The 11,989-nt window shown below is 53.4% G+C and carries 12 protein-coding genes; 4 read left to right on the top strand and 8 right to left on the bottom strand.

Annotation, left to right across the window (positions count from 1 at the left end; genetic code table 11):
- Positions 1-100: 100 nt before the first annotated feature.
- From EDD53_RS02180 to purC, 6 genes are all read right to left on the bottom strand, one after another.
- Positions 101-799: an HAD family hydrolase gene (locus EDD53_RS02180; RefSeq protein WP_123791558.1), complete on the bottom strand. Its 699-nt coding sequence runs from the start codon at positions 797-799 to the stop codon at positions 101-103.
- On the bottom strand, positions 792-2,129 hold the full coding sequence (locus tag EDD53_RS02175; protein ID WP_123791557.1) for a sigma-54-dependent transcriptional regulator: 1,338 nt from the start codon (positions 2,127-2,129) through the stop codon (positions 792-794). Before EDD53_RS02175 ends, EDD53_RS02180 begins: the two co-directional genes overlap by 8 nt.
- A 100-nt stretch (positions 2,130-2,229) precedes the next feature.
- Entirely contained in the window at positions 2,230-3,999 is a 1,770-nt protein-coding gene (locus EDD53_RS02170) for a sensor histidine kinase (protein ID WP_123791556.1), read from the bottom strand.
- 171 nt (positions 4,000-4,170) lie between these two features.
- Complete coding sequence (gene purQ, locus EDD53_RS02165) at positions 4,171-4,839, bottom strand: phosphoribosylformylglycinamidine synthase subunit PurQ (RefSeq protein WP_123791555.1); 669 nt, start codon at positions 4,837-4,839, stop codon at positions 4,171-4,173.
- A 32-nt stretch (positions 4,840-4,871) separates the two neighbouring features.
- Entirely contained in the window at positions 4,872-5,102 is a 231-nt protein-coding gene (gene purS, locus EDD53_RS02160; RefSeq protein WP_123791554.1) for a phosphoribosylformylglycinamidine synthase subunit PurS, read from the bottom strand.
- A gap of 67 nt (positions 5,103-5,169) precedes the next feature.
- The gene (gene purC / locus EDD53_RS02155; RefSeq protein ID WP_123792363.1) at positions 5,170-5,928 is read right to left on the bottom strand and encodes a phosphoribosylaminoimidazolesuccinocarboxamide synthase; all 759 of its coding nucleotides are present in this window, start codon (positions 5,926-5,928) and stop codon (positions 5,170-5,172) included.
- Positions 5,929-6,196: 268 nt separating this feature from the next.
- Here purC and EDD53_RS02150 point away from each other — a divergent pair, with 268 nt between their 5' ends.
- Positions 6,197-6,499, top strand: a complete 303-nt coding sequence (locus tag EDD53_RS02150) for a DUF1476 domain-containing protein (RefSeq protein ID WP_123791553.1) — start codon at positions 6,197-6,199, stop codon at positions 6,497-6,499.
- An 8-nt stretch (positions 6,500-6,507) separates the two neighbouring features.
- On the opposite strand, the gene EDD53_RS14760 is transcribed toward EDD53_RS02150, so the two are convergent.
- Positions 6,508-6,681, bottom strand: coding sequence for a hypothetical protein (locus EDD53_RS14760; RefSeq protein ID WP_170162660.1), 174 nt, complete (start codon positions 6,679-6,681; stop codon positions 6,508-6,510).
- An 80-nt stretch (positions 6,682-6,761) separates the two neighbouring features.
- On the opposite strand from EDD53_RS14760, the gene EDD53_RS02145 reads away from it, so the two are divergent.
- Positions 6,762-8,825 carry a phosphatidylglycerol lysyltransferase domain-containing protein gene (locus tag EDD53_RS02145; RefSeq protein ID WP_123791552.1) on the top strand — a complete coding sequence of 688 codons (2,064 nt, stop codon included), beginning with the start codon at positions 6,762-6,764 and terminating at the stop codon, positions 8,823-8,825.
- A 189-nt stretch (positions 8,826-9,014) separates the two neighbouring features.
- On the top strand, positions 9,015-10,025 hold the full coding sequence (gene bmt, locus EDD53_RS02140) for a betaine--homocysteine S-methyltransferase (protein ID WP_123791551.1): 1,011 nt from the start codon (positions 9,015-9,017) through the stop codon (positions 10,023-10,025).
- A 52-nt stretch (positions 10,026-10,077) separates the two neighbouring features.
- Here the strand turns inward: bmt and EDD53_RS02135 are convergent, their stop codons facing one another.
- Complete coding sequence (locus tag EDD53_RS02135; protein WP_123791550.1) at positions 10,078-11,181, bottom strand: PA0069 family radical SAM protein; 1,104 nt, start codon at positions 11,179-11,181, stop codon at positions 10,078-10,080.
- 109 nt (positions 11,182-11,290) lie between these two features.
- On the opposite strand from EDD53_RS02135, the gene EDD53_RS02130 reads away from it, so the two are divergent.
- Positions 11,291-11,986 carry a corrinoid protein gene (locus tag EDD53_RS02130; RefSeq protein WP_123791549.1) on the top strand — a complete coding sequence of 232 codons (696 nt, stop codon included), beginning with the start codon at positions 11,291-11,293 and terminating at the stop codon, positions 11,984-11,986.
- Positions 11,987-11,989 lie beyond the last annotated feature (3 nt).

The following is an 11,989-nucleotide window of genomic DNA, read 5'->3' as shown; positions in this document are numbered from 1 at the left end:
CGCAAAATCTGGTTCAAAAAAGGGAAACGGGGTCTTAGACGAAAGGCCCCGTTTTTCCATGCGCTTTTGCCCTGCTTCGAAGCACAGTGACCTATGTTGTCTAAACCGTTTCGGTTTGAACCTGAAATCCGAAAAGAGCGACAGCTTGACGTAAATCTGCTGCGATCTTTTGCCCTAGATCTGGCAAAGCCACATCAGGGGCACGTAGGTCTGGGATTTGCACCGCTTGGCACCCTGCCCGCATGGCGGCTGTGATGCCTGTATCGCTGTCTTCGAATGCGGCGCATTCCGATGGATCAAACCCCAAAGCCGCAGCGCCCTGCAGGTAAGGCGCTGGATCAGGTTTATTGGCAGTGACCTCATCGCCTGCGATCACACATTGAAAATGGCGCAGCAAGTCGGCTTTTTCCAATTCGGAGCGCGCTACAGACCCTATGGTGGATGTGACCACAGCCATCTTTGCCCCTTGCGCCGCCAAGCCCGAAATCACTTCGCGCACATAGGGGCGCAAAGGCACATTGTCTTGCAACATCTGGTCTTTGCCGTCGATCCATGCGCGTTCAAACCCGTCGGGGTCCAACCGCCCTTTTAAAAACCGTTCGATTTTTGCACTATTGACGCTGCGCGATCCGCCGATCAGGTCCAAAAACTGCGCTTCAGCCGCATCTGCCGCGATATCAAGACCACCGCAAATCTGCAAAAACAGTTTTAGACCCAGCCGTTCTGTATCCAGCAACAACCCATCCATATCGAAAAGGAACCCCTTGGGCGGGCGAGGCTGAAAATCGCTATTATCCAAGGTAATCCGACCTTTGCAGGCTATATTTCGCCATTTTTTCGTTCAAAGTCCGACGCGGCAAACACAGTTCTTCCATCACAGAGACGATAGAACCTTTGTGGCGGCGCATCGTATTGTCGATCAACATCCGCTCAAAAGCTTCGACGTATTCTTTCAACGGCTTGCCTTCAGTCGTCATGGTTTGCTGTTCAACGTCGTCACCCTCAGACAACAACAAAGACGCGATTGACCCAGAGCCACGACGGTTTTGCAGCACAGCGCGTTCGGCCACATTGATCAATTGGCGAATATTTCCCGGCCAAGGGGCTTGTAGCAATTGCGCCGCCTCTTGGGCTGAAACTTCGCGGGTGTCGCAGCCATATTCTTCGGAAAACTGCTGCGACAAATGTGTGAACAATAGCAAAATATCTTCGCCTCGCGCGCGCAGGGGCGGCAGGGTGATTTTCATTGCAGCCAAGCGGAAATACAGATCGGGGCGCAGAGTGGACTCACAGGTTTTGCCCTGCTCTTGCAGGTTACAGATTGCCACAACGCGGGTTTCAGGCGGTGTGCCTTGATCATCCATCCACGACAAAAGCCGCGCTTGCAGATCTACAGGCAAGGCTTCGATGTCTTCCAACACCAAAGTACCGCCGCGCGCTTCTTCGATCAAAGGCATGATTTGCCCGTCGGGATCAGGGCCGAACAGGCGTTTGGCCAATTCATGTTCTTCGCGCCCCGCACATGAAAACGTCACGAATTTCTTGCTGGCACGCCCGCCAACCGCATGCAGCGCATGGGCGACCAAAGTTTTCCCTGTGCCTGTTTCGCCTTCAATCAACACATGACCATCGGCTTGGCCGAGATCCAAGATGTCCTCGCGCAAGCGTTCCATCACAGGTGAGGCGCCGATCAGCTTTTTCATGATCCCCGTGCCATCAGACAATTCGCGGCGCAAAGCACGATTGTCCAAGGTCAAGCGGCGCGCATTTGTGGCCTTTTTCGCAAGTTCCGTCATGCGATCAGGGTTAAATGGCTTTTCCAGAAAATCAAAAGCCCCAACCCGCATGGCTTCGACCGCCATGGGCACATCGCCGTGCCCCGTGATCATGATCACGGGTAGACCTGAATCGACACTCATCAATTTGCGCAAAAACTGCATACCGTCCATGCCCGGCATTTTGATGTCGCTGATAATCGCACCAGGATAATCGGGGCTGAGCGCTTTAAGCGCCTCTTCAGCGCTGGCAAATGTTTCGGTGTCAAAGCCAGACAAAGCCAACCACTGGCTGATGGATTGCCGCATATCTTGCTCATCGTCGACAATCGCGATTTTCATTGCTGTGGCCATGAGTTTCTCCTCGGTCTTTCTTTTGCGGGTCTCACCCAAATAAACTTACTGTCAGCTCCGCTTGCGCGGTTGCTTTATGCCACATCTTGCAGCGCTTGTCTTATTGCGCTGCAACATCGGTCTGTTGAGATATAGGAAGGATCATTTCAAATTCAGCCCCCCCTTTGCTCCAATTGCGGGCTGTCAAGCGTCCGCCCAATTCGTTGACGATCCCAGATGAGATCGCAAGCCCCAAACCGACCCCTTCGCCAGGGGCCTTGGTGGTGTGAAACGGCTCAAACAGATTGTCGTGATCGGCAATCCCTTCGCCATTATCGCGCACGATAACCGAGGCGTAATCCCCGCCAGAGACCAGAATATCGATCTGCGGATCAGCCACGTTTTTCGAGGCGTCAAAAGCATTGCGCAGCAGGTTTACAAGCACCTGTTCCAACCGCACCCGATCCCCCTGAACCACCACAGGTTCCATCGGCAGACTGCGGGTGATTTCAACGGACAAATGGCGCAACTGCGGTTCCATCATCGACAGGGCTGACGCCACGCAATCCCTTATATCTATGGGTTCTAACGTGTCCGCGCCTTTGCGGGCATAGGATTTCAACTGGCGCGTAATCGCCCCCATGCGGTCGATCAAATCGTCGATACGCCCGAAAGAGGCCAGCGCTTCATCAGGGCGTTTCCGTTGCAGCAAAAGCTTGGCCCCTGCGAGATAGGTTTTCATCGCAGCAAGAGGCTGGTTTAACTCATGCGATACAGCTGCCGACATTTCGCCCAAAACTGCCAGCTTTGACGATTGCAACAAGGTTTGTTCGGCCACTTCCAAGCTTTTTTCAGCCCGTTTACGTTCGGCGATTTCACGCTGCAAGGCCGCGTTCAATTGGCGAAGCCCTGCCGACTCTTGTTGGAATAATCCCGCCCGCGACAAGGCGCGCCGCGATGTCAGGTAAAAAACGCCCGCCAAAAGAATGGCAAATCCCATGATTTCCAAGGCCAAAACGCCGTTCACTTTTTCACGCACAGAGCTGTAGGTGGTGAAAGACGCCATGCGCCAGCCGCGAAACGGTATACGATTTTCCAACCGCATCACAGCTTCGCCGCCCAAATAGGTCTCGCCTGGATCGTTGTTCCAATCTGTCGTCACGCGCAACGCGCGTTCAATCGCCGTGGGCGCATCCGTGACCGTCAGGGCTTCTCTTTCGGTCTTAGAGCGCCAGCGCGGCTCGGTGGACAAAATGATCTGATCTTGCGAGTTCACCACGATCACAGCATCAGAAATGCCCGCCCAGCTTTGTTCAAACTTGGCCAAATCCACCTGCACCACGATAACACCCGCCAGCGCGCCGCCCACTTCGATTTTGCGACTATAAGTGAACTGATAGCCGCCCGTGTCCAGCTGCGTGGTGTTAAATATCGTTTCACTCGAGCGAAGCGCATCAATAAAACTATTGGCTTGGCGGCGGTTTGTTCCAAGCAAGGACCTATCAGTGGCCGCGACCACACGGCCCGATTCATCCAAAAGCAAAATCGCAGCCGCGCCGATTTCTTCGATGTAAGAAATCAAATGCTGTGAAGTTTGCGCATAGTCATCGGTATTGAGGGCGCTGACCAAAACAGGATCGCGTGACAGCAATATCGGCACGATGGAATTGCGCTGAATTTCTGACAAAAGGTTGCCCGAATACAAAGCTTGGCGCACTTCAGCGCGGTTGCGCGTTTGGACAGTGTAGCGTTCAGTCAAAAAGACGTTCGTCACCCAAATCACTGAAATCGCTAAGAGAAAATAGCCAATAAGTACAAATCTTCCTCCCCATGTCAGCGTGCTGATACGGGATGGGGGAGGAGCAGGAAGAGGCGTTTCTCGACTGAGCATATAGGCGCAGTTTACGCCGCTTATGACGTGCTCTCAAGCACAGATACAGCCGCCCTCCCCCCTTACGCGGAATGTAGCTTATGAAAGGCAGATATGAAAAAAGCGCCCCCCAAACAGGCAGCGCTTCATCAAGGGTCTTTAGAAAGACCGAAACAAAATCAAACCCTTGCCTTAGGCAGGGACGACAGCAGAAACCAAGGAAGAAAAGAACGCTTTGCCGTCTTCATTGCCATGGGCCGCTTCAAAAGCGCGCTCTGGGTGTGGCATCATGCCAAGCACGCGACGGTTTTCCGACAAGATGCCCGCAATATTGCGCGCAGAGCCGTTTGGATTGTCACCGTAACGGAAGGCCACGCGATCCTCGGCCTCAAGCAGATCCAAAGTCGCTTCATCGGCGGTAAAATTGCCATCGTGATGGGCGATTGGCACACCAATGGTCTGACCTAAGGTGTAATCGGCGGTATAGGCGCTATTGGTGGTCGCAACTTCCAAAGGCGTGGTTTTGCAGATGTATTTCAAGCCAGCGTTGCGTAGCAATGCGCCCGGCAATAGGCCCGCTTCGGTCAAAACTTGGAAACCGTTACAGATGCCGAAAGCATATCCGCCGCGCTCAACATGCGCCTTCAAAGCGCGGGTGATCGGCGAATTGGCCGCAATCGCACCACAGCGCAGGTAATCGCCGTAAGAAAATCCACCAGGAACACCGACAACATCCAAACCCTCAGGCAAAGACGTTTCTTTGTGCCACACCATGGTGACATCGGCCCCCGACTTGCGCAAAGCAACAGCCATGTCGCGGTCACAGTTTGAGCCAGGGAAGACAAGAACAGCAGCTTTCATAGCGCACTCCTTAGATCGTCAAAAGGTTGGGCTTACGCCAGCTCGATTGTGTAGCTTTCAATCACCGTATTGGCCAAAAGCTTTTCGCACATTTGCTTGATGCTTTCTTCGGTTGTGCCATCAGCCACATCCAATTCGATCACTTTACCTTGACGCACATCGTTGACGCCCTCGAACCCCATCGCGCCAAGCGCGTGGCGCACGGCCGCCCCTTGTGGGTCCAAAACACCGTTTTTCAGCATTACATTTACACGGGCTTTCATAGCGATCGGGCCTTTCTTTCGACGTTTAAGTCTTTGCAAATCTTAAATAAACGCAGGGTATCGCGTTTTAGTTAATCACGGAATTGGCCGCAGCAGGACCATTGGTTGGCAAAACGCCCAAACGACGCGCCACTTCTGTGTAGGCGTCGGTCAAATTGCCCAGATCGCGGCGGAACACATCTTTGTCCAGTTTTTGGCCAGACTCGATATCCCACAAACGGCAACTGTCGGGTGAAATTTCATCCGCCACGATCAAGCGCATGAAATCACCTTCGAAAACACGACCGATTTCGATTTTGAAATCAATCAGTTTGATGCCAACGCCGTACATAACGCCAGACAGGTAATCGTTCACACGCAACGCAAGGGCGACGATATCATCCATTTCTTGCTGCGATGCCCAACCAAAGGCGATGATGTATTCTTCAGGCACCAAAGGATCGCCAAGATCATCGTCTTTGTAGGAAAATTCGATAATAGGGCGTGGCAATTGTGTGCCCTCTTCGATGCCCAAGCGTTTGGACATAGAGCCCGCTGCATAATTGCGCACGATCACTTCCAAAGGCACGATTTCGCACTGACGGATCAATTGCTCACGCATATTCAGACGTTTGATAAAGTGGTTCGGCACGCCGATACTGTTCAATCCTTCCATGAAGAATTCAGACAGACGGTTGTTCAAAACACCTTTGCCATCCACGATAGCTTTCTTTTCCGCATTAAAAGCGGTGGCATCATCTTTGAAATACTGGATCAATGTTCCCGGCTCTGGACCCTCATAAAGTGTCTTTGCTTTGCCTTCGTAGATTTTTTTACCACGCGCCATGGGATCTCCAAACAGATATGGGGGCTGGGAATCATTCATCCAGCCTCTTTAACCCGCTCTTTAGGGCAAGCGAGACGCCCAAGCAAGATCAGCGCCCCCGCCAAGCTCAATTCTGTAACCGAAACGTCATATTTAAAAGACCAAGCGTCATTTCACAGGGTTTGCACCCAGATTGCGCCCCGCATATTGCACAGGAGAGATCATTCGCCCTTGAAGCTCAGCGCGCGGGGCGTCATATCTAGATCAAACATATATTGGAGGATACCCCATGTCTGCATTTGATGAACGCGAATCCGCATTCGAAAACAAATTCGCTCATGACGAAGAAATGCAATTCAAAGCCGAAGCGCGCGCCAATAAATTGTTGGGCCACTGGGCAGCCGCTTTGATGGGCAAAGACGCAGATGCATATGCTTTAGAAGTGATCAAATCTGACTTCGAAGAAGCAGGCCATGACGATGTGATCCGCAAAGTGGTCGCAGACTTGGGCGATAAATCTGACGAAGCAACTGTGCGCGCAAAACGTTCTGAATGCTTGATCGTCGCCAAAGGTCAGCTCGCCAAAGGCTAAAACGCTGCCTAGGCATCGTGACGCACGCCCTGTGACGTACGCCCTGTGACGCAAGCCGCCGACGATCTGCCCCTGTGCAGTTTGTCGGCTTTTTCATGCACAGCTTTTTCATGCACAGAGGTTTCTAAAATCCATTCGGCCTCTATATGAGTAAAAGCCCCAAATGGAATTACCCAAATCAAGAGGTTTGCCCCCTGCGGCCCCCCATCAGTGTACAAATAACACGACAATTAACCCTATATTGGCACCTAGGACCTAAACAATGACCTTAAATTCCCGCAAAGCGCCCCTCGCGCCTGCCTCAAAGGTCCCTATCGCCCTTATGCGCCACAGTGTCATTACATCTACCGATCCTGAAACCTCGGCCAAAATACCGCCTCAGGACACCCCCGAAAAATCCACGGGCCTCAACACCCTTGCGATCAAACAGGTTCTTCCCCTTGCGATGACCCTGCTCATTGCGTGGCTTTTATGGGATAAAGTCGCCAATTTAGATGTCTCAGCGATCCTTGCGACCGTTTCTAATGTCACGCCGCGTCAATGGGTTTTGGCGGGTTTGGCCACGGCTGGCAGTTTTTGGGCTGTGGGCAAATATGACAGCGTTTTACACGCGCAACTGGGCACAGGCATTTCACGCCGATCTGCGCGCCGTTCAGGCATTGCGGCCATCGGCTTATCGCAATCATTGGGCTTTGGCGCCTTAACAGGCACACTTATCCGTTGGCGTATGTTACCTGAATTGACCCTGTGGCAGGCGGCGCGCCTGTCTGGAGCGGTCGCCTTGTCGTTTTTGGCAGGCTGGGCGGTGGTCTCTGCTGCGGCAGTTTTGCTTTTGCACCCCGATATTCCATGGGTCAAACCCCTTGCCATTCTCGCCATCGCACTTGCGGGCGGCATGGCTGCCATTTCTGTCTTTCCCCCTGCTTTCATGGCGCGCCTGCCTTGGCCATCTTTGCGCACCATGGGTACGGTTGTGCTTTTGGCCGCGATTGACACCATCCTTGCGGGCGCGACGTTATATATTTTGCTGCCCCCCCAAATTGATATTGCTGCCAGCCAGTTGATTTCTGCCTATCTTTTTGCTTTGGGCGCGGGCCTTGTCGGTGCCACGCCAGGGGGCATCGGCCCGTTTGAGGCCATGCTTGCATCGCTTTTGCCCACTGTGCCTCTCGAACCCCTTTTGGGCGCTGTCGTGGCATACCGCATTGTGTATTACGCGTTTCCTGCGGCGCTCTCTGCCGTGATCCTTTTGATTGGCCCATATCGCTGCAACCTGTCGAAAGAAGCTCAGATCACCAAAACGAAGGACTCCCCCTATCTCACTCCGCAGCTTGAAGTGCAGCTGTTTTCCGCCCCGCGCGCCGAAACCAATCTTTTGCGCACACGGGATTTTTCTTTGCTCACCGCCACATCAGGTCAACATCTAGCGCTGGCGGCCCCGATTGGCCAATCCTTGGTTGTTTTGTCTGACCCTTTGGTGCCCAAAACGCGATATAACGCTGTTTTGAAAGCCTTATCCCAAGCCGCGCGTGCCAAATACCGCATGCCCGTCATATATAAATGCGGGGCGCGTATGGCTGGGTTTGCGCGCAAATCTGGCTGGAAAGTGGTTCCCACAGCAGATGAAGCATGGGTTGTTCCTGCCGAATTTACGGTCGAGGGCTCAAAACGCCGCCAATTGCGCCGCGTCCTGCGCAAAGCCCAAGATGCTGGGATCAGCATAAAAGAAGGCGGACGCGTGTTGCCGCTGGATGACATGGATCACGTGGCCAAAGAATGGCGCAGTTTGCGGGGGGGCGAACGTGGATTTTCAATGGGGACCTATGATCGTGATTACATCACCTGCCAGCGCGTTTTCTTGGCCTATCAAGACGATGTATTGGTTGCCTTTATTACCCTGCACGAGACGCGCACTGAAATGACCCTTGATCTGATGCGCAACACGCAACAGGCACCAGATGGCACAATCCAAATGCTGATCGTCGCAGCGATTGAAGCGGCCGCGGCCTATGGCTGTCCCCGCTTGTCCTTGGCCGCAGTGCCTTGGGCTGGCAAGGATTCAAACTATATTATATCCACTATTCGCAAGAAGTTTTTGCAAAAATCAGGCGCTCAGGGCTTGAAGCAATTTAAATCCGCCTTTGGCCCGAATTGGGAAACCTTGTATATGGTCGCCCCGTCCGGTCTTGCCCTTGTGGTGGGGGCGATGGATATTTTGCGCCGCGTCACCGCCCCGCCCCGTGCGCCGCGTGGCAATTCAATGCGCGCCAGCAAATTTGCGACCCATGGCACCTTGCGCTTGTTTCATCGCAAAAGCAGAAAATAGTCGTCGCACAGAGGCTTTTTCTTGCCCAAGGTCATTGCTGTGCGAAATTCATAATCTTTATGATCTGAATAAATTTGCTTCACAGGCTTACATCTGGCAAACCCTTGCAAAATCATGCGGGTGCCGCCCTAAGCTGTGCGCCCCTTCTCGCCTGCGTTTTAATCGCAGCCCAAATGACCGGATAGACCCATGACAGACGCATTGACGCGACTTCTTAACGAACGTGACTGGCTTTTAACTGATGGCGCAACGGGCACAGCCTTGTTTAACATGGGGTTGCAGTCTGGCGACGCCCCTGAACTGTGGAATGTCGACAAGCCTGAAAACATCGTAAAGCTTTACGAAGGCGCGGTGAACGCTGGTTCTGATATTTTTCTTACCAATTCGTTTGGTGGCAATGCATCACGATTAAAACTGCACGACTCGCAATCGCGTGTCCATGAACTCAACAAAGCTGCTGCCGAAATCGGTCGCAATGTGGCTGACAAAGCTGGTCGCACCGTTGTGGTCGCAGGCTCCGTTGGGCCAACAGGCGACATCATGGAACCCACTGGCACTTTGACATTTTCCGATGCGGTCGAAATGTTCCACGAACAAGCCGAAGGTCTAAAAGCAGGTGGCGCTGATGTGCTTTGGATCGAAACAATTTCAGCCCCCGAAGAATACCGTGCCGCAGCAGAAGGCGCGCGTTTGGCAGGTATGCCATGGGCAGGCACCATGTCTTTCGACACAGCTGGGCGCACAATGATGGGCGTCACATCGTCAGAATTGGCAAACTTGGTTGAGAAAATCGAAAACCCGCCCGTGGCTTACGGCGCGAATTGTGGTGTGGGCTCATCAGATTTGTTGCGTACAGTTTTGGGATTTTCCGCCCAAGCAACGGGCCGTCCGATCATCGCCAAAGGCAACGCGGGCATCCCGAAATATCACGAAGGCCACATCCACTATGATGGCACACCAGAATTGATGGCCGATTATGCCTGTCTGGCACGCGATGCAGGCGCGCAGATCATTGGCGGCTGTTGCGGCACCACCCCCGAACACCTGCGTGCCATGCGCGAAGCTTTGGAAACGCGTCCTAAAAATGCGCGCCCGACCTTGGAAGCCATCGTAGAAAAACTGGGCGGATTTTCATCGCCTTCAGACGGCACAGATGACAAAGGTCCAAAACGCGATCGATCCTCGCGTCGTCGCCGTTAAAGCATCGGAGAACCGCGTCATGGCCCTGTCTTGGTCGCGCAGCACCGCATCGTCAGAACAACGACAATTGGTCGCCAGCCTTGGCGGGCACGCGAAACATGTCGCAGCGCAGCCGTGGCAAGTCCGTGGTCAAATTGTTGCGGCTCAGCGCAAGCGCAAAACGCTGCGCCATCAGATCAGCCCACTCCCCCTTGCCTTTCATGCGGGTGGCGAAATCAGAGTTGTAGTCTTTGCCGCCGTTCAATTCACGCACGCGCTTCATCACCCGCGCCGCCCGATCAGGCACATGGCTGTGCAGCCAGTCTTGAAACAAAGGCGCAACTTCGAGTGGCAGACGCAACATAATATAGGTCGCAGATTTGGCCCCGTTTTGCGCGCAGGCCGCAACAATGGCTTCGAGTTCGTGATCGGTCAAAGCAGGAATAACGGGGGCGACCATGGCGCGCACAGGGATTCCAGCGTCACTCAGCATGCGGATGGTTTTCAAACGCCGTGCAGGCGCAGGGGCGCGCGGTTCCAATTGACGCGACAGACCCGATCCCAAAGTGGTGACAGAAATCCCCACATGGGCCAGACCTTTTTGTGCCATGGGGCGCAAAAGGTCGATATCGCGTTCGATCAAAGTGCCTTTGGTGGTGATGGAAACTGGGTGATTATGGTCACTCAAGACTTGCAAAATATCTCGCATCACGCGGTCACGTTTTTCGATCGGTTGGTAGGGATCGGTGTTTGTGCCAATCGCGATGGGCTGCGCACTATAAGACCGCGCCGACAATTCGCGCGCCAAAACATCGGCAGCGCCCTTTTTGCGTGTCAGATGCGTCTCGAAATCAAGCCCTGCAGACAGCCCCAAATAGGCATGAGTCGGTCGCGCAAAGCAATAGCTGCACCCGTGTTCGCAGCCCCGATAGGGGTTGACCGACCGATCAAACGGCAGGTCAGGACTGCTGTTGCGCGTGATCACTTTGCGCGGCCTTTCATCCACCGTTGTGGTGTTCGGGCTGAAGTCTTCAAAAGGACTATCCCAGCCATCGATATAAGTTTCACGCGCCAGCCGTTCAAAACGGCTGACCGCATTGCTGGCCGATCCGCGGGCCTTGGGTTTCATCCCGAGCGGCAGGGCTGGCCCCAGTGGAAGTGTGGAATCATATGTCATACTCAACATCTAGAACAAAATGAGAACATTTGCCAAGCCCCTCGGGCTGCGCTATCTCAAATTTATCAAAAGCACGCTGTGAAATGTGCTGGACCAAAAGGAACACATTATGTCTGATCAAGGCGACGATCTAATTCTCTCTGAGCTCAATGATGCGGAATTGGTCGAACAGATGATGGATGACCTTTACGATGGTCTGAAAGACGAAATCGAAGAGGCCGTGGGCATTTTGCTTGAACGCGGCTGGGTGCCTTACGATATTCTGACCAAGTCTTTGGTGCTGGGCATGCAGATCGTTGGCGATGATTTCCGCGATGGAATTTTATTTGTCCCAGAAGTGCTGCGCGCGGCCCAAGCTATGAAGGGCGGCATGGCGATTTTGAAACCGCTTTTGGTGGAAACAGGCGCGCCCAAAATGGGCAAAATGGTCATTGGAACCGTCAAAGGCGATATCCACGACATCGGCAAAAACCTTGTTGCGATGATGATGGAAGGCGCAGGCTTTGAAATCATCGATTTGGGCATCAACAACCCCGCCGAAGATTACATCAATACCGCCATCAATGAAGGCTGCGATATCATCGGCATGTCAGCGCTTTTGACCACCACAATGCCCTATATGAAGGTCGTGATTGATCAACTGAAAGAAATGGGCAAGCGCGATGACTACATCGTATTGGTGGGCGGCGCCCCTTTGAATGAAGAATTTGGCACCGCGATCGGCGCAGATGCCTATTGTGATGATGCTGCAATCGCTGTTGAAACGGCCAAGTCGTTTATGCTGCGCAAGCACAACCAAGCCTAACCC

The sequence above is a fragment of the Pacificibacter maritimus genome, assembly GCF_003814915.1.
Classification (GTDB): Bacteria; Pseudomonadota; Alphaproteobacteria; order Rhodobacterales; family Rhodobacteraceae; genus Celeribacter; species Celeribacter maritimus.
The sequence above is the reverse complement of the archived record's forward strand: the minus strand, read 5'-3'. Positions and strand labels throughout refer to the sequence as shown.

What these genes read in the sequence shown, in the direction of transcription:
- EDD53_RS02175 (WP_123791557.1), bottom strand. Translation starts at nt 2,129, where the DNA reads ATGGCCACAGCAATGAAAATCGCGATTGTCGACGATGAGCAAGATATG.
- EDD53_RS02170 (WP_123791556.1), bottom strand. Translation starts at nt 3,999, where the DNA reads ATGCTCAGTCGAGAAACGCCTCTTCCTGCTCCTCCCCCATCCCGTATC.
- purQ (WP_123791555.1), bottom strand. Translation starts at nt 4,839, where the DNA reads ATGAAAGCTGCTGTTCTTGTCTTCCCTGGCTCAAACTGTGACCGCGAC.
- purS (WP_123791554.1), bottom strand. Translation starts at nt 5,102, where the DNA reads ATGAAAGCCCGTGTAAATGTAATGCTGAAAAACGGTGTTTTGGACCCA.
- purC (WP_123792363.1), bottom strand. Translation starts at nt 5,928, where the DNA reads ATGGCGCGTGGTAAAAAAATCTACGAAGGCAAAGCAAAGACACTTTAT.
- EDD53_RS02150 (WP_123791553.1), top strand. Translation starts at nt 6,197, where the DNA reads ATGTCTGCATTTGATGAACGCGAATCCGCATTCGAAAACAAATTCGCT.
- EDD53_RS02145 (WP_123791552.1), top strand. Translation starts at nt 6,762, where the DNA reads ATGACCTTAAATTCCCGCAAAGCGCCCCTCGCGCCTGCCTCAAAGGTC.
- bmt (WP_123791551.1), top strand. Translation starts at nt 9,015, where the DNA reads ATGACAGACGCATTGACGCGACTTCTTAACGAACGTGACTGGCTTTTA.
- EDD53_RS02135 (WP_123791550.1), bottom strand. Translation starts at nt 11,181, where the DNA reads ATGACATATGATTCCACACTTCCACTGGGGCCAGCCCTGCCGCTCGGG.
- EDD53_RS02130 (WP_123791549.1), top strand. Translation starts at nt 11,291, where the DNA reads ATGTCTGATCAAGGCGACGATCTAATTCTCTCTGAGCTCAATGATGCG.